Source organism: Streptosporangium album (assembly GCF_014203795.1).
Taxonomy (GTDB): Bacteria; Actinomycetota; Actinomycetes; order Streptosporangiales; family Streptosporangiaceae; genus Streptosporangium; species Streptosporangium album.
Window position 1 is genome coordinate 2,101,344 of the sequence record NZ_JACHJU010000001.1, and the last position, 15,194, is coordinate 2,116,537.

The window sequence follows — 15,194 nt, forward strand, 5'->3', positions numbered from 1 at the left end:
ACGACAAGATCCCGCCCGATCGCGATGATCAGACGGGATCCCGTCAACTACAGCCCAGCCGTTTCAAGAACGGCCCTTGGCGGGGTGTTCACGAGTGCTCATGACCTGGGGCGCAGCAGACCTTTCTAAGATCGCTTCCCGGACAGGAATTGATCGTTTCCCGGGCAGTCGGTACGGACGGGTGTCATCGGCGGGTCCTGCATGAGGGTTTCGCCCGGGCCGCCGCAGGCCAGGCCGCAACCGACGTGCCGCATTCCGGACACCTTTCCGATCAAACAGTCAGGACCGCAAAAGCCCAGCTCAGGTGCTCACTAGGACGAGGTGCACCTATCCAGTCATCCCAGCCAGCGTTGGATCGCCGCCCGGAGCGATGCGCGGGACGCCGCGTCCGGCTGCGGGACGTCGGTGGCCCATGCCACGTATCCGTCGGGCCGCAGCAGCAGCGCCGTGCACGGCACGGCGGAGCCGGGCAGCCCCGCGGTTGCGGGGTATCCCCAGTCGCCGCCAGTGAAGTCGATCAGGTGCGGGCGGCCGTCCCTGGTCAGCTCGGCGAGCCGGACCCCGTCTTTGAGGTCCAGGTCGGGAGCCCACCGACCGGCCAGCGGATGGTCGCTGCCCACCTCGTAGCGGACGTCGGCGCCCGACATCAGGTCGGCGATACGGCGGACGTTGCGCGGGTCGCCGAGCAGTTCGGTGAACAGCGCGCGCAGGCCGGTGACCTCGCTGCCAGGGGCGATCAGTGCGGATTGGGCGCGCGAGGACATCACCACCCGCTCAGCGACCGGGCGTCGTTCGGACTCGTAGGTGTCGAGGAGACCGGCGGGGGCCGTGCCGCGCGCTTCGGCCGCGAGTTTCCAGCCAAGGTTGACCGCGTCCTGGAGGCCGAGGTTGAGCCCAGGCCCGCCGATCGCCGAGTGCACGTGAGCGGCATCGCCGACCAGCAGCACCCGGCCGTCTCGGAAACGCTCGGCCAGGCGGGTGTTGCCGCCGTTGAGCTTGCGCATCAAGTGCGGCCCTTGGCCGTCGGGCGGGCCGAAAGCGATGTTCACACCGAGCACGCGGTGGGCGCTGGCCTGCAGTTCCGCGAACGTGAGCGGCCCCTCGGCGTCCTGTCCGTTCCACTCCATAGTGGAGATCAACGGTGCGGGGGCACCCGGCAGGGGCGCGTACACGAACAACCCGCGGTCGGTCCGGTGGTGCAGTAACGGCGGGATGGGTCCGTACCCGGGAATGTCGAGGCCGCCGGTGGCCGGATCGACGAACTCGGCCGGCACGACGGCGTGCGCGGTGCGCGCGATCGTGCCGTCGGTCGTCACGCCGGGGAAGGCGATCCCGGCCAGCTTGCGTACGATGCTGTGCCCGCCGTCGGCACCGATCAGGTAGCGCGTTTCGATCGTGTACGGCCCGGCCGGCCCGCTGACCTGGAGGGTCACGCCATCAGTGTCCTGGGTGAATCCGGTGAGCTCGTGGCCGCGCCGGATCTCGACGGCGAGTTCGACGGCCCGTTCCTCCAGCATCTGCTCGATCCTGCGCTGCGGAACCTGGAGGATGTAGAGGGGGTTGTCGTCCAGCACACTCAGGTCGATGGGCAGCGCGCCGAAGACGAATCCGGGAGCGGGCCGCGGTGGGTCCTGGTTACCAGCGAGCCGCTCGTACAGGCCTCGCCGGTCTAGCATCCGTACCACCTGGCCGACCAGGCCGTTGGCGCGGTTGTCCTGGGTGCGCTCTGGCAGGCGCTCCAGGACCAGGGGGCGGATTCCGGCCAGGCTCAGCTCGCAGGCCAGCATCAGGCCGTTGGGCCCGGCTCCGGCTATGACGATATCGGCGATCATGGTGGTCCTTCCGGGCATGACGGATCGACCGGCGGCAGGCCGGCTGATCTTCTATAGGGAAGATGGGAAAGGTCTGGAAGGGTCAGGGCGTGGGCAGGCCGGCGGCGACCTGACCGAGGGCGTCGCGCAGCAGTTCCTCGAACGGTGCCGGCGCATCGCCGTGGAGCCACAGATGGATGGCCGCGAGTATGGCGGCGCCGACCGCCCCGGCGACCAGGTGCGGATACAGATCTCGATCGGCATTGGTGCCGGTGCGCTCGGCGACCGCCGCGGCCAGCGCTTCCTGCGCGGCCGTGTGGGCCTTGAGGAACTCGCCCCGGTGCTCCGGGTGCTGGCTCATCAGCTTGACACCGGCGATCCAGCGCTCGTCGGCCGGACGCTCGGCCTCTTGCATGCCAAGCGCGAACCGGGCGAACACGGCGTTAGTGATGGCCTCCCACAGGGGTTCACCGTCCGGCCTGGACCTCAGCTCGTCTGCGATCTGCACCGCTCGGTCGAAGTGCCTGGCCGCGATCGCCTCCCCCTTGCTGGAGAAGTAGTTGTTGAACGTGCGGTGCGAGACACCCGCCTCGGCGGCGATGTCCTCCACCTTGACGTTGTCGAAGCCACGCTCGACGGTCAGCTTGATCGCCGCCCAGCTCAGCGCGATCCGGGTTTCTTCCTTCTTGCGCTCTCGCAGCCCCATGCGAATACTCTACACAAATTTGCGAGCCACGCAAAGATGCGAGATACGTAAAGATGCGTGGCTCGCATCTATGCGGCGGCCTTGCTCGATATCTCTTCCTCGGGCCACCACATCGAGCGGCTCGGCCGCGCGCACTCGCCCGCCCGGCACCTCGATGGCTTCCTCACCGATCTGGTCACTGGTGCCTCCGGGCACACCCGGCGCGCCTACCGTGGCGATCTGATCCGAGGACAAACAGGGTGTTGGGGTGTTCACAAGTAGGGCTGGCCTGGGGCGCGAGAGGGGTTGCGAAGATCGCTTCCCGTGCCAAGAAGATCGCTTCCCGCTAAGCCTCTAGTCGCAGCAGGGCAGCGTCTGAGCGCTCAGGCCGTAGGTGGCCAAAGTTCCCTCCCAGGAGGAGAGAACTGGCGCTTCTATTTCGGTGGGTCATAGGCTCACGGCAGGACGCTTATGTACGCCATGTTGTCCATTGGCAGCCCTGTGGCTGCAACCTGCTCGCGTAGGTCGCTGCTCATGTGCGTCTTTTTGAGCTGCTCCACCGTAACGAGGGCAGAAGGCCATCTGGCCGACTCCAGCCAGATTTCAGGCGGCTCCCTGCGCGATACGGACCAGCCACTCTGGTTCAGCCGTTGCTCGGCCGCGGCGAGTATGTCGTCCTTCACGTTGCCGTCGAAGTAGATCACGAGGTCGTTCATTTCGACGTACGTGTTCTCCCACTCGTGGAGCATACTGGCGTCTTCGCCGACAACCCGGCCGATGGTTCGTAACTCCGAGAGCACGGCCGGGTCTACGCGCCGCACATCGGGCCCGAAGAAGAAGTACAGCGCGGCCCATCCCAGGCCAACCACCAAGAGGACAGCACCTAGCGGAACCACGAGCGGGGCCACGACGCTCTTCAGGCAGTTGTTTATGCGCGACAGCGCCATGCTACCTGCACCTCCTCAACCAAACGATCATGCTGCCGGACAACGTGCCCGACAATCAAGGGCGAGCGAGTTCGATCACCTGCCTGTGGGGTTGCGTCTGGCGCTGAAGGCTTTGCAGCGACAATGTTGCAGATCTGTCTTCACCGGCGTCTCACAGCCCTCTACAGTTACATTTTTGTAATCACTGCGCGACTCTTTGCGGTCGGGGCGTTCATGAGTGTGGTTGGGCAGCGACGATGACGCCCCGGCGAAGATCGCTTTCCAGGATGGTCGTGACTCGAAGACTTCGCCCAAGCTGCCCACAGTGCCGCCAGGATCTGCCCTACCTCAGCCCCTCCTGGCGAGGGACGTACTCCACCGTCAGGGCCATGACGGAAGGGCTGAACGGCCGTCTCAAGGGCCACGACCTCGACCTGAGTGATCCGAAGAACCGGCTCGCCCACGGCCGCGTCGCCCAGACCATCTTGGCCGCGCTGATCGTCGCCGTCGCCAACGACCACTTCCTCGACCAGTGGCGCCACACCCAGCAGCCTCCAGGCGAGCCCGACACCTCGGCCGACGTCCTCGAAATCCCAGCAGAGCAGGTCGACCGCATGCCGCTCCCGGGTCGGAGCAGGCCACCACCCATCCCATAAGCCGCAATTCAGATCACCCTGTCGCAACACCCAGCCCAGCGTCGCCTTCGCCATGCCCAACGACGCGAACTCGGTCCTCGACCAGCGATCTGACACCACCTGCACCTTCCCGGACACCCGCTCCGCAGATCCCAAACCAGGACGAACCCAATTCGGAAACCCCTGAAACGACAAGATCCCGCCCGATCGCGATGATCAGACGGGATCCCGTCAACTTCAGTCCAGCCGTTTCAAGAACGGCCCCTGGTGGAGATGAGGGGATTCGAACCCCTGACCCCTTCGATGCGAAGCCATTTCGCCCGGACGGAGACCTCGGTCGATGTGCCGCCTGAGCTGCGGGGGTGGTCCTCGACAGTCCACGATCGTCCAAGCTCGTCCGCGGTCGTTGTCACTCAGTTGGTCACTCAGTCCGCAGTGCTTGCCGTGCCCGAGCTAGTGCTTCGTTCCTCTTTGCATGGGTAGGTTTTGTTCCCAAAGGGTGCTGACCTGCTGTGTGGAGGCGAGCACGGTGCCGAAGTTTCTGCGGGCCCGTCCGCTGCAAGACGAGGCGGAGGCCAAGAAGGTTCATCAGCTCGCTCGGGCCCGGCATGCCCCGGCCGATTGGATCGAGCGAGCCCGGATCGTCACGCTGAGCTGGGACGGACTGGGAGTCCCGGCGATCGCAGCCGAGATCGGCTGCCATGAAAAGAAGGTGCGCCGCTGGCTGCACCGGTTCAACGCCGACGGCCTCGATGGACTGGGTGACCGTCCCGGAGTGGGGCGCAAGCGGCGGATCACCGAAGAGCAGCGCTCGGCCATCATCGCGCTGGCCCGGTCGGCGCCGCCCGGGCGCCTGGTCCGCGATGCGGCCGGGGAGCTGTCAGCCGCCGATGAGGACAAGCCGGCGGAGTGGACCTTGGACACCCTCACCCAGGCGGCCCAGGAGGCCGGGATCGAGGTGCATCGCAGCCAGGTACGGCGCATCCTGCTGGCCGAGGGGGTGCGCTGGCGCCATACCCGCAGCTGGGTGACCAGCCGGGATCCGGAATTCGCCCCAAAAGGACGGCCATCGTGGAGCTCTACACCGCCCCGCCGGAGGGCTCCACGGTGATCTGCGCCGACGAACTCGGACCGGTGATCCCGCGCACCTTCCCACCCTCGCCCGCCTGGTCGCCCGACGGCCATCGGATCAAAGCCGAGCTGGACTACTCGCGCGGCCCGGAGAAGACCTGGGTCTATGGCGGGCTCCGCGTCGCCGACGGCGCCGCGGTCACCATGACCGCCGCCTCCCGCAACAGCGACCACTACCAACGGTTTCTCCAGCAGGTGGAAGAGGCCAACCCGCACGGCCAGATCGTCGTCATCACCGACAACCTCTCCAGTCACAACAGCGTCTCCACCCGCACGTGGCTGATCGACCACCCCCGCATCCGGCAGGTGTTCATCCCGGTCGGCGCGTGCTGGCTCAACCTGCAAGAGGGCTGGTGGCGCCTGTTCCGCAAGACCGCTCCCCTCTCTGTCAGACTGCTGTGAGACATAGACGTATGAGTCCTTTTGATGTGAAGCAGGGCGAGACGGGACCACCAAGACAGTGACAATGACCTTCGCTGATCAGACCGCCATGACGGGGCAAAATGGTCACGTGACCGATAAGCGGCCGAGCCGGCCGGTGCGCCGGACGTTCACCGCGGCCTACAAGACGCGGATCCTCGCGGCCTACGACGCGCTGCCCGAGGGCAGCCCCGAACGCGGTGCCCTGCTGCGCACCGAGAAGCTGTACCACTCGCATATCGAGCACTGGCGCAAGCAGCAAGACAACGGAACCCTGGCCGCGTCGACCGGCAAACCGAAGAAGGACGCCGAATCGGAGGAGTTGGCCCGGCTGCGGGCCGAGAACAAGAAGCTCAAGGCGGACGCGGCCAAACTCGCGGCGCGAAACGACAAACTCGCCGGTGAACTCGGAAAGACCAGGACAGCGCTGGACATCGCGGGAAAAGCATTCGCGCTGCTGGAGAACATCTCAAGCAGCGCGGACTCCGACGAGAGCTGAACCAGGCCCTCGATGAGTATTTCCCCGGCCTGGAAGCCGCCGTCGGCACGCAGCACGCGTGCCGGATCCTCGGGAGATCCCGCGCCGGCGTGTATCGGAAACGCCATCCCCGGCCGCGCGTGGCGCGTGAGCGCACGCCGTTTCATCATCCGGCCGAGTTGTCGCAGGAAGAACGCGCGCACGTGCTGGCGGTGCTGGACTCGCCCCGGTTCGTCGACCGGTCCCCGGGCCAGGTGTGGGCGATCCTGCTGGACGAGGGCACCTACCTGTGCTCGCAGGCCACCATGTACCGGCTCCTTCGCGAACGCGGCTCCTCCGGCGAGCGCCGCGCCCAGGCCGTCCATCCGGCGAAGAAGAAACCCGAACTGGAAGCCGACGGGCCGAACCAGGTGTGGTCCTGGGATATCACGAAACTGAAAGGACCTTCGCGCGGCGTCTACTATCTCCTGTACGTCATCATCGATATCTTCTCCCGTAAAACCGTCTGGTGGGAGATCTGGCCGACGGAAACAGGAACCCTTGCCAGAGAGTTCATCGAGCACGCCATTGAGGCCAATGGTGGGATTGCCCCGGGCGCGATTCACGCCGACCGCGGCACGTCGATGACGTCGAATACCGTCTCCGGCCTGCTCGCGTTGCTGGGGATCGATCAGTCCCATTCACGGCCGCGCGTGTCCAACGACAACCCGTACTCGGAAGCGCAGTTCAAGACGCTCAAATATTGTCCCGCGTTTCCTGGAACGTTCGGGTCCATCGAAGATGCCAACGTCTTTTGCGGCCAGTTCTTCCGATATTACAATAACGAACACCGCCATTCCGGTATCGGAATGCACACCCCGGCGTCCGTGCACGACGGCTCCGCGGCCGAGATCCACGCCAAACGGGTCGCCACCTTGAACGCGGCCTTCCTGGCCCACCCCGAGCGGTTCCGCGGTCGTCGGCCCTGCCCGCCGCCGCTGCCCACCCGAGTGTGGATCAACAAGCCATCCACGACCCTCCAGACCGAGACCTCAGTACAAACACCGCAAGTAGCCTGATGTCTCAATCAGTTTGACAGCTTCCGCTCTGGCCGGGACCTCCTTCGCCGATCCCGATGAGATCGACCACGCCACCCGCGTTGCCACCGCCCAGCTCAACGCCCGCGCCCGCCCCTGGATCTGGGGACGCCTCCAGCCCACACCTCGCTCATACCGCCGCCACTTCGTGTACACCCTTTGAGGAACGCAGCACTAGTCGCGCTTGGGCCAGATCGGGCCCTGGTCGGTCCAGATGACGCCCTTGTTGCGGCACAGGCAGAAGGGGTGGCCGATCGGGTCGGTGTAGATCCGCCAGCCGTAGCCGTTGTGGCCGATGAAGTCCTGCTGCAGCGTCGCGCCGAGATCGAGGACGCGGCGCTGCTCGGACTCGATCTCGTCCACTTCGAAGTCGAGGTGGAACTGCTTGGGGTGCTCGCTGTCGGGCCACTGCGGAGCGCGGTAGTCGTCCACCCGGATGAAGGCCAGCTCGACCTCGCCGAACTTGATGCCGGCCCAGTTCTCGTGGCTGCCTTCCTTGATCGCGCGGCCCGTCACCTCAGAGTAGAAGGCCGCCAGCTTCATCGTGTCCGGGCAGTCGATGATGAAATCGGTGAGTCGCAGCATTTCGCGATTTTGTCACAAGATATCTGATACAGGAGCCTTAGTCCGGGTTCCCATCGGTGTAGTGGAAGTGCTCCTGCTGCGCGGTCGTGAAGCGCCCGACGAACGAGGGGGTCTGCTGATGGGCGGCGCGGGGCTGGAAGTGGCCATGCTCGATCGCCCAGTCGTAGACACCCGTGTCGAGGGGGTACTCCGTGATCATCCCCGTCAGCTCGCCGGTCTTGATCCACGACTCTGCGCGCTCTCGCGTCCGGAACACGCCTGACGGCCACTGCGCACCCTGGCCCAGGAAGACCCACACGGTCACGGGACTGGAATCGCTCACCGCTGAGACACCTCGTCACTGAACTCTGCGAAACCCGGAGGGGCACAGCCTCGGTGGATGGACCGTAGTCACTCAGTTGGTCACCCAGCAACGCAGAAGGCCGCTCCCGGTCTCTCGGAAGCGGCCTCTGGCCTGGTGGAGATGAGGGGATTCGAACCCCTGACCCCTTCGATGCGAACGAAGTGCGCTACCGGACTGCGCTACATCCCCAAGACGTGCACTAGGTTAGCAAACTTCCGGGCGCGCTCGCGCCATCCGACGCACTGATCAGTCGCCGACCGCACGGCGGGGAGCCTCGGCGTACTGGTCGAAGATCTCGTCGCGGTGCGCGTCCAGGTCGATGATCTCCGCCACCGGCCGCTGGGCCTCCTGTTCGGCGGCCCGGCGGCGGGCGCGCCTGGCGCGTTCCGCGCGGGCCTGAGCGGCAGCCGTACGCTGTTCGGCGTCGATCTGCACCGAGACCCTCAGGACGGCCAGATAGGACCCCAGGAGCACCAAAGAGGGCGAAACACCCCACCAGGGGATCACCTGGACGGCGGCCGTCACCACCGAGGCGAGGACCAGCAGCGTGCACCAGAGGGTCAGCCGCCTGCGCTTGGCCACCTGTGTCGCCCGGCGACGCCGCTCGGCGCGACGACGCTCCCCCGGGGACGGCACGGGCTCGGACTCGGCCGGGTCCGCCATCCCGGACAGGAGGTCGGATCGGGCGACGATCTGGGTGTCGGACGTCTCGTCCTCGGTCGGCTGCTCGTCCGAGAGAGACGGATCCGCGCCCTTGTGCGTCTCGACGAAGGTGGGCCGATCCCTCCGCAACCACATGGGAACGAGGACGCACAACCACATCACGACAATGGCAAGATACAGAAGAGCACTGCTCACGGACACCTCCGGGCAGCATGAGGACGCCTGTGGTCTCTTGGCGTCCTCAATGTGCTCACGTCACGCACCGTAAGACCGCGTGTCACTATTTGACGAGTATTCGATGCGGTGTGTCGCGAGATCTTCAAACCTCTTCATGGGGAGGGCCACCATGGGCCGCCGACTCCCGGCTCCTCCGCCACCGCACGAGTAAACCTCTTGGTGCGTCTTCGACCGTGAGGGCGTAACAGATGTGGTCGCGCCACGCACCGTCGATGTGCAGATGCCGTCTTCTGACGCCTTCTTCCCTGAAACCCAACTTTTCAACCACCCTGCGGCTGGCGTGATTCTCCGGCCTGATGTTGGCCTCCACCCGGTGCAGCCCGGTGGTGAAGAAGCAGTGGTCGACCGCCATGGCCACCGCGGTGGGGATGATGCCCCGGCCGGCCAGTGCGCCGTCCACCCAGTAGCCGATCTGGGCCGACCTGGCCGAGCCCCAGACGATGGCGCCGACGGTGAGCTGCCCGGCGAAAGCACCCTCGTAGGTGACGACCCAGGGCAGCGCGAGCGCCTGCCTGGCCTCCCTGCGAAGGGTGTTGGACATCGAGATATAAGGGCCGAGCCCCGTCCTGAACAGAGGGGTCTCGGGATTGCTCGGCTCCCAGGGCCGGAGCCAGTTGGCGTTGCGCAGCCGCGCTTCCCGCCAGACGCGCACATCCCGCAGACGCAACGGCCGAAGTCCCACCGGGCCTTCCGTCAGGGTCACCGGCCAGCCACGAAGTCGATCCACGCATCCCATCATCCCCCCAAGGCGCGCCGGCGTGCCATGGAGTCAGCGGGGATGGTCTCCACCGTGGATCTGGTCCACGGCGTGCCGCAGGACGGGCAGGAGTACGGCCATGCCGTCGCGGACCCCGCCGGAGGAGCCCGGCAGGTTGACGACCAGGCTGCTGCCCGCCTGGCCGGCGAGGCCCCGGGACAGGATCGAGGTGGGCACCCTGTCGCGGTCCGCCTGGCGGATGGCCTCGGCGATGCCGGGGATCTCCCGGTCGAGCACCCGCCCGGTCATCTCCGGCGTGAGGTCGGCCGGGGTCAGTCCGGTGCCGCCGGTGGTGACGATCACGTCGTAGCCCTCGGCCACCCCGGCCCGGAGCGCCGCCTCGACCGGGTCACCGTCGGGGACCACCCGGGGGCCGTCCACGTCGCATCCGGCCTCCCTCAGGAGTTCGGCCAGCAACTTCCCGGATTTATCCTCGTATATCCCTGCGGAAGCCCGGTTGGACGCCGTGATCACCAGAGCTCTCATGCCGTCATCCTTTCAGCCTCACCGGCTACGGCGGGGGCGGAGCACCGCTTCACCGGCTCCGAGGAGCGCACCGTGCACCTGCGTGCGCATCCACCTCCGGCACCGTGCACCTGCGTGCGCATCCACCTCCGGCACCGGCACCGGACCTGGTCTCCGGCCTCGGCGATCAGGCCTGCCGGGTCCAGGTCCCGGTCTTCCCCCCGGTCTTCTCCTCGACCCGGACATCGGTGATCACCGCCGCCGGGTCCACCGCCTTGACCATGTCGATCAGGGCGAGCGCGGCGACCGCGACCGAGGTCAGCGCCTCCATCTCAACGCCGGTCCGGTCCGCCGTCCTGACCCGCGCGGTGATCTCCACCCCGTCGTCGGCCACGGTCAGCTCGACCTTCACCCCGTGCAGCGCGATCGGGTGGCAGAGCGGGATCAGATCAGGGGTCCGTTTGGCGCCCATGATGCCGGCGATCCGCGCGGTGCCGATCGCGTCCCCCTTGGGGATGTCTCCCGACCGCAGCAGGGCCACGGCCTCCGCCGACAGCAGCACCTTGCCGGTGGCGCTGGCCGTACGGACCGAGACGTCCTTGGCGGAGACGTCCACCATGCGCGCCGCACCGGTCTCGTCGATGTGCGTGAATCCACTCATACGGTCTCATGCCCTCGAAATTGACGGTCCCGGGCTCGCCCGCTCACAGCCGGATGACCTCCACGGTCGCGCCCTCGGGCAGCTCCGTGGCGTCTTCGGGGACCACGATCAGGGCGTTGGCGGTGGCCAGGGCGGCGAGCTGGTGCGAGCCCTGCCCCCGCACGGGGGCCACCGAGCCGTCGTCGGCCAGCACCGCCCGCAGGTATGACCGCCTGCCCTCGGGCGAGCGGAGCGGGGAGGTGGTCACGGCCCGCACGGTCGGGGTGGGACCGGCGGGCAGCCCACGCATCTTCCGCAGCGCCGGCCGGACGAACACCATGAACGACACGAAGGACGACACCGGGTTGCCCGGCAGCGCGAAGATCGGGGTCTGGTCCTCGCCCACCACCCCGAACCCCTGGGGCATGCCCGGCTGCATGGCGACGCGGTCGAAACGGACCGTGCCGAGAGGGGCGAGCGCCTCCTTGACCGGTTCGTAGGCGCCCATCGAGACGCCACCGCTGGTGATCACGACGTCGGCCCGCAGGAGCTGGGCGTCGAGCTGGTCGAGGAAGAGCCGGGCGTCGTCGGCCACCACTCCGGCCCGGTAGCCCTCGCTCCCGGCCTCACGGACGGCGGCGACCAGGGTGTAGCTGTTGGACTCCCAGATCTGGCCGGGGGCCAGGGGGGTGCCCGGCTCGGCCAGCTCGGCTCCGGTGGAGATCACCACGACCCTCGGGCGGGGCCGTACCAGCACCCGGCGGCGGCCGACCCCGGCCAGGATACCCAGCTGCGCCGGTCCTATCAGGGTGCCCGTCGGCAGCACGACCTCACCGGGGACCACGTCCTCGCCGGCCCGGCGGATCGCGTGCCCCTCCGGCACCGGCCGGTTGATCGTGACCTGTTCCGTGCCGCCGTCGGTCCACTCGACCGGGACCACGGCGTCGGCGCCCTCGGGCATCGGGGCGCCGGTCATGATCCGCGTGACCGTGCCGGGGACGACGGTGAACCGCCCGCCGCCGCCGGCCGCGACGTCGCCGAGCACCGGGAGCGTCACCGGGACCCGGCCGACGTCCTTTGCCCGTACGGCGTAGCCGTCCATTGCCGAGTTGTCGAACGGCGGCAGCGCGACCGGAGAGACGATCTCCTCGGCCAGGGTGGTGCCCAGCACCTGCTCCACGTCGAGCTCCAGCGGGGCGAGCACCCGCACGGTGCGCAGAATGTCCGCCAGGTGGTCGTCGACCGATCGCATCGAGCTCGTAGCGCTCATCGCGAGGCCAGGAATTCCTTCAGCCAGGGCATGAACTCCGGCGCCAGGTCGGCACGGTCCGCGGCGAACTGCACCACCGTGCGCAGGTAGTCGAGCTTGTTGCCGGTGTCGTAGCGGCGGCCGCGGAACAACACGCCGTGGACCGGCCCGCCCTCGTCGCCGCCGCGACCGGCCAGGGTGCGCAGCGCGTCGGTCAGCTGGATCTCGTTGCCACGGCCCGGAGGGGTGTTCTCCAGGACCTCGAACACGGCCGGGTCGATCACGTAGCGGCCGATGATGGCCCAGTTGGACGGAGCGTCCTCGGCCGCGGGCTTCTCCACCAGGTCGGTCACCCGGACCACGTCGTCCTCGGAGGTGGGTTCGATCGCGGCGCAGCCGTACAGGGAGACCTGCTCCTTGGGCACCTCCATCAGCGCGATGACGCTACCGCCGTGGGTGCGGCGGACCTCGATCATGCGCTTGAGGAGCTCGTCGCGATAGTCGATCAGGTCGTCGCCGAGCAGGCAGGCGAACGGGTGGTCGCCCACGTGCTGCTTGGCGCAGAGCACGGCGTGGCCGAGACCGCGCGGCTCGCCCTGGCGCACATAGTGCAGGGTCGCCAGGTCGGCGGGCTCGCGCACCTGGGAGAGCCGCTCGTCGTCTCCCTTCGCCTCCAGGGCGTCCTCAAGCTCGATCGCCCTGTCGAAGTGGTCCTCGATGGAGCGCTTGTTCTTTCCGGTGACCATCAGGACGTCGAGCAGACCGGCGGAGACGGCCTCCTCGACGACATACTGGATCGCGGGCTTGTCGACGATCGGCAGCATCTCCTTGGGAGTGGCCTTGGTCGCCGGAAGGAATCGGGTGCCCAACCCCGCGGCGGGGACGACAGCTTTGGTCACAGGATGGAAGTCGGCCATAACTGAAACAATAGTGGAGGGATCTGTGGACAAGCTGAAGCTGCGTGCGGAGATCGAGACCGCACGCGCCTCGATCCCAGAAGACGAGCGGCACTCGGCTTCCGTGCGGACGAGGGAGATGCTTCTGGACCGGCCCTGGGTCCAGATGGCCGGTCTCGTCGCGTGCTACTGGTCGATCGGTACGGAGCCGGCGACCCACGGGCTCGTCTTCGCGCTCTGGAAACACGGGGCCACCGTGATCCTCCCGGTGCTCCGCGACGACCATGATCTCGACTGGGCCGTCTACGACGGACCCGACACCCTCGCTCCGGGCCGTTTCGGGATCATGGAGCCGGTGGACACCCGGCGCGGTGTCGACGCGATCAGGACAGCGGCCCTGGTGATCGTGCCCGCGCTGGCGGTCGACCGGTCCACCGGAGTACGGCTCGGCCGGGGCGGCGGCTCCTACGACCGGGCGCTGGCGAGGGTCGGCCCGAACGTGCCGACGGTCGCCCTCTTGCACGAGGGCGAGCTGCGGGAAGGTGTTCCCGCCGAGCCTCACGACCTGCCGGTCCGCTACGCGGCCCTGCCGAGCGGGGTCACCCGCGTCGTCGCGGAGCGTCCCTGACAGCTGCTCGAATGCGACACAATGATCTCCGGAGTTAGAGAGGGGGCCAGATGGGATGGGACGTCTGGCTACTTCTGGGGGCCGGGATCGTCATCGCGTCCATCCTGGCGGTGCGGGTCGCCCATCGGAGCGGACTGCCGAGCCTCCTCATCTTCCTGGGCTTCGGCCTGGTCATCGGTGAGTCCGGCTTCGGACTCCAGTTCGAAAACCCCGAGCTCGCCCAGCAGATGGGGCTGATCGCCCTGGCGATCATCCTCGCCGAGGGCGGCCTGACCACCAACTGGAACCATGTCAGGCGTTCGGTCCCGACCGCTCTGGTGCTGGCCACCGTCGGCATCGGAGTGAGCATCGCGGCCGTCGCGGTGCCGGTGCACGCCCTGCTCGACATGGACTGGCGGACCTCCCTGCTGCTCGGCGCGATCCTCGCGTCCACCGACGCCGCGGCCGTCTTCTCCGTCCTGCGCCGCCTCCCCCTGCCTCCGCGCCTGGCGGGCATCCTGGAGGCCGAGTCCGGTCTCAACGACGCCCCCACCGTCATCGCCGTGATGCTGCTGAGCGCCGCCGCCTCGCCCAGCCTGGGAAACGCTCTGCTGCTGGTCGTCTTCGAACTGGTGGTGGGCGCGGTCGTCGGCCTGGCCGTCGGCCCCCTGGGCGTCTACGCCCTGCGCCGCATCGCGCTGCCGGTCTCCGGCCTCTACCCGATCGCGGTGCTCGCGCTGGCGTTCGTCGCCTACGCCGGGGCCGTGCTCCTGCACGGCAGCGGCTTCCTGGCGGTCTACCTGGCCTCCCTGGTGATGGGCAACTCCCGGATGCCGCACCGGGGCGCCTCCCGGGGATTCGCCGAGGGCGTGGCCTGGCTGGCCCAGATCGGCCTGTTCGTCATGCTCGGCATCCTGGCCAGCCCGTCGGAGATGCCGTCGGCGATCGTCCCGGGCCTGGTGGCGGGGCTGATCCTGGTCCTGGTGGCCCGGCCGCTGTCGATCGTCGTGTCGGCCTTCCTGGTACGGCTGGCCGGGGTCGATCGCCTCGACTGGCGGGAACAGGCGTTCCTGTCGTGGGCGGGACTGCGCGGGGCGGTGCCCATCGTGCTCGCCACCATCCCCTGGGCCGCGACCTCGGTCGCCGACGGCACCGCCAAGCTCGTGTTCAACGAGGTCTTCGTCATCGTCGTGGTCTACACCCTGCTGCAGGGGCCGACACTGCCCTTCGTGGCGAAGCTCCTCGGGCTCTCCACCCCCGACGAGGCCCGTGACCTGGAGGTGGAGTCGGCTCCGCTGGAGGAGCTCAACGCCGACCTGCTGCAGATCAAGGTGCCGCCGACCTCCAAGTTGCAGGGGGTGGAGATCTTCGAGCTGAGGTTGCCCTCCGACGCACAGGTCACACTGATCGTCAGGGACGGCCGGACGTTCGTGCCCACCGACTCCACGAGGATCAGAATCGACGACCAACTCCTGGTCGTGGCCACCGCGGCCTGCAGAGATACGGTTGAAAGACGGATACGGGCGATCAGCCGCAGGGGCAAACTCGCCGGCTGGTTCGGCGAGCGGGGCACCTGATCCCCATGGAATG

General features: G+C 67.7%; 19 protein-coding genes and 1 tRNA gene. 8 read left to right on the plus strand and 12 right to left on the minus strand.

The window, feature by feature from the left end; genetic code table 11:
* Positions 1 to 335: 335 nt before the first annotated feature.
* The 3 genes from FHR32_RS09820 to FHR32_RS09830 form a co-directional block, all read right to left on the minus strand.
* Positions 336 to 1,832, minus strand: coding sequence for an FAD-dependent monooxygenase (locus tag FHR32_RS09820; protein ID WP_184754028.1), 1,497 nt, complete (start codon positions 1,830 to 1,832; stop codon positions 336 to 338).
* Between the two features lie 82 nt (positions 1,833 to 1,914).
* Positions 1,915 to 2,517, minus strand: a complete 603-nt coding sequence (locus FHR32_RS09825) for an acyl-CoA-like ligand-binding transcription factor (RefSeq protein ID WP_184754029.1) — start codon at positions 2,515 to 2,517, stop codon at positions 1,915 to 1,917.
* A gap of 434 nt (positions 2,518 to 2,951) precedes the next feature.
* Positions 2,952 to 3,443, minus strand: coding sequence for a hypothetical protein (locus tag FHR32_RS09830; RefSeq protein WP_184754030.1), 492 nt, complete (start codon positions 3,441 to 3,443; stop codon positions 2,952 to 2,954).
* Between the two features lie 368 nt (positions 3,444 to 3,811).
* On the opposite strand from FHR32_RS09830, the gene FHR32_RS09835 reads away from it, so the two are divergent.
* The 6 genes from FHR32_RS09835 (at position 3,812) to FHR32_RS09860 (ending at position 7,325) form a co-directional block, all read left to right on the plus strand.
* Positions 3,812 to 4,078 (plus strand): hypothetical protein, encoded by a 267-nt coding sequence (locus FHR32_RS09835; RefSeq protein WP_184754031.1) that lies wholly within the window; start codon positions 3,812 to 3,814, stop codon positions 4,076 to 4,078.
* A gap of 508 nt (positions 4,079 to 4,586) precedes the next feature.
* A complete protein-coding gene (locus FHR32_RS09840; RefSeq protein ID WP_184754032.1) occupies positions 4,587 to 5,168 on the plus strand; it encodes a helix-turn-helix domain-containing protein in 582 nt (193 codons plus the stop codon).
* On the plus strand, positions 5,129 to 5,590 hold the full coding sequence (locus FHR32_RS09845; RefSeq protein WP_221465338.1) for a transposase: 462 nt from the start codon (positions 5,129 to 5,131) through the stop codon (positions 5,588 to 5,590). Before FHR32_RS09840 ends, FHR32_RS09845 begins: the two co-directional genes overlap by 40 nt.
* Positions 5,591 to 5,699: 109 nt before the next feature.
* Positions 5,700 to 6,107, plus strand: coding sequence for a transposase (locus tag FHR32_RS09850; protein ID WP_184754033.1), 408 nt, complete (start codon positions 5,700 to 5,702; stop codon positions 6,105 to 6,107).
* Between the two features lie 29 nt (positions 6,108 to 6,136).
* Positions 6,137 to 7,144, plus strand: a complete 1,008-nt coding sequence (locus tag FHR32_RS09855; RefSeq protein WP_184756443.1) for an IS3 family transposase — start codon at positions 6,137 to 6,139, stop codon at positions 7,142 to 7,144.
* Positions 7,145 to 7,157: 13 nt separating this feature from the next.
* Entirely contained in the window at positions 7,158 to 7,325 is a 168-nt protein-coding gene (locus FHR32_RS09860) for a hypothetical protein (RefSeq protein WP_184754034.1), read from the plus strand.
* A gap of 11 nt (positions 7,326 to 7,336) precedes the next feature.
* Here FHR32_RS09860 and FHR32_RS09865 read toward each other — a convergent pair whose 3' ends face one another.
* The 9 genes from FHR32_RS09865 to galU all read right to left on the minus strand — a co-directional run bounded on the left by FHR32_RS09865 (position 7,337) and on the right by galU (position 13,018).
* Entirely contained in the window at positions 7,337 to 7,747 is a 411-nt protein-coding gene (locus tag FHR32_RS09865; protein WP_184754035.1) for a VOC family protein, read from the minus strand.
* Between the two features lie 37 nt (positions 7,748 to 7,784).
* The gene (locus FHR32_RS09870) at positions 7,785 to 8,069 is read right to left on the minus strand and encodes a DUF7710 domain-containing protein (RefSeq protein WP_221465339.1); all 285 of its coding nucleotides are present in this window, start codon (positions 8,067 to 8,069) and stop codon (positions 7,785 to 7,787) included.
* A gap of 133 nt (positions 8,070 to 8,202) precedes the next feature.
* Positions 8,203 to 8,279, minus strand: a tRNA-Ala gene (locus FHR32_RS09875).
* Between the two features lie 57 nt (positions 8,280 to 8,336).
* A complete protein-coding gene (sepX, locus tag FHR32_RS09880; protein WP_184754036.1) occupies positions 8,337 to 8,948 on the minus strand; it encodes a divisome protein SepX/GlpR in 612 nt (203 codons plus the stop codon).
* A gap of 124 nt (positions 8,949 to 9,072) precedes the next feature.
* Positions 9,073 to 9,726 carry a GNAT family N-acetyltransferase gene (locus FHR32_RS09885; RefSeq protein WP_184756445.1) on the minus strand — a complete coding sequence of 218 codons (654 nt, stop codon included), beginning with the start codon at positions 9,724 to 9,726 and terminating at the stop codon, positions 9,073 to 9,075.
* A gap of 33 nt (positions 9,727 to 9,759) precedes the next feature.
* Positions 9,760 to 10,233, minus strand: a complete 474-nt coding sequence (locus tag FHR32_RS09890) for a MogA/MoaB family molybdenum cofactor biosynthesis protein (RefSeq protein ID WP_184754037.1) — start codon at positions 10,231 to 10,233, stop codon at positions 9,760 to 9,762.
* Between the two features lie 166 nt (positions 10,234 to 10,399).
* Positions 10,400 to 10,873: a cyclic pyranopterin monophosphate synthase MoaC gene (moaC, locus tag FHR32_RS09895; protein WP_184754038.1), complete on the minus strand. Its 474-nt coding sequence runs from the start codon at positions 10,871 to 10,873 to the stop codon at positions 10,400 to 10,402.
* Positions 10,874 to 10,916: 43 nt separating this feature from the next.
* Positions 10,917 to 12,104 (minus strand): molybdotransferase-like divisome protein Glp, encoded by a 1,188-nt coding sequence (gene glp / locus FHR32_RS09900; RefSeq protein WP_184756446.1) that lies wholly within the window; start codon positions 12,102 to 12,104, stop codon positions 10,917 to 10,919.
* A 14-nt stretch (positions 12,105 to 12,118) separates the two neighbouring features.
* On the minus strand, positions 12,119 to 13,018 hold the full coding sequence (gene galU, locus FHR32_RS09905; protein WP_184754039.1) for a UTP--glucose-1-phosphate uridylyltransferase GalU: 900 nt from the start codon (positions 13,016 to 13,018) through the stop codon (positions 12,119 to 12,121).
* A gap of 25 nt (positions 13,019 to 13,043) precedes the next feature.
* Here galU and FHR32_RS09910 point away from each other — a divergent pair, with 25 nt between their 5' ends.
* Entirely contained in the window at positions 13,044 to 13,625 is a 582-nt protein-coding gene (locus FHR32_RS09910; RefSeq protein ID WP_184754040.1) for a 5-formyltetrahydrofolate cyclo-ligase, read from the plus strand.
* Positions 13,626 to 13,675: 50 nt separating this feature from the next.
* Positions 13,676 to 15,181 (plus strand): potassium/proton antiporter, encoded by a 1,506-nt coding sequence (locus tag FHR32_RS09915; RefSeq protein ID WP_184754041.1) that lies wholly within the window; start codon positions 13,676 to 13,678, stop codon positions 15,179 to 15,181.
* Positions 15,182 to 15,194: the final 13 nt, after the last annotated feature.